1 protein-coding gene is annotated in these 1,195 nt (G+C 53.0%); it reads left to right on the forward strand.

Annotated features, from left to right (window positions below; genetic code table 11):
* Positions 1-957: IS110 family transposase (locus tag OE750_RS18135; protein ID WP_263765711.1), on the forward strand; the 957-nt coding region annotated here is incomplete at its 5' end.
* Between the last annotated feature and the right edge of the window lie 238 nt (positions 958-1,195).

Genomic DNA, 1,195 nt, shown 5'->3' on the forward strand with positions numbered 1-1,195 from the left:
CGCCAACAGATAAAGCGGCTTGCGTTGGTTGCGACTTTTGAGAAGTTGCCTCGATGTATTGTTGGGATGGAAGCGTGTCTGAGTGCTCATTTCGTTAGCAGGACGTTGCGAAAGTTGGGCTTTGAGCCTCGTATTATTCCTGCGATTTACGTGAAGCCGTTCAATAAGGGTCAGAAGAACGACTACAACGATGCGGAGGCGATTGCCGAGGCGGCACTGCGTCCGAACTTGAAGACGGTTTCGGAGAAAACACAGGACCAACTTGATTTGCAGGCTTTGCATCGTGTCAGATCGCGTTTGGTGTCGCGTCGGACCGCGACGATCAACCAGATCCGTGCGTTTCTAATCGAACAAGGGATCACGGTGCGCAAAGGCCTGCGCGCCTTAAAGAACTCGTTCGAGACGATCCTCGAGGAACGCAAAGACGAGATATCACCGCGGATGCGTCGCATCTTGATAGGCCTCTACGGCGACTGGATGTGGATGGATGATCGGATCGACAAGGTGTCAAAAGAGATTGAAGAGATCAGCCGTACCGAAGAGAATTGTGTGAACGTGATGACGATCCCTGGCATTGGTCCGATGATCTCTACAGCGATGGTGGCCGCGATTGGTGAAGGAGAGGCCTTTGATCGAGGCAGGGATTTTGCGGCTTGGGTAGGACTGGTGCCTCGTCAATACAGCACCGGTGGTAGGACAGTGTTGGGACGAATATCGAAGCGCGGCAGCAGATACCTAAGAATGCTGTTCGTCCAAGCCGCAAAGGTCATAATGATGCGCCCGCATCGGTGGCCAGACTTCAGCTTTGGTGAATGGTTGACCCGAGCCTCCGAACGTATGCATCGCAACAAGGCCGCCATCGCACTCGCTAACAAACTGGCGCGCATGGCATGGAGCATATTGAGACATAAAACGGTGTTTGATGCGCCAAGAGATGAGGTTGCTGTCGGCGTTTAACACCCCGCAGTAATCCAAAGGAGTTCGCGATAGATCAAAAGCATGGAACGGAAATACAACGCCCCCAGAGTCTGACGGCCCAAATGGTCATAATCGACCTATCCGCTAATGAGATCACGGCGCGTGCGTAACCCCAACAAGGCCACGACCCGCGTGTCGATCAACAGGCCGAATACATATGAGCGACTTCCGAGAACATGCCAGAAATCATTTGCGAACAGCAGCCGGTACATACATT

Source organism: Lentibacter sp. XHP0401 (assembly GCF_025751535.1).
Taxonomy (GTDB): Bacteria; Pseudomonadota; Alphaproteobacteria; order Rhodobacterales; family Rhodobacteraceae; genus Lentibacter.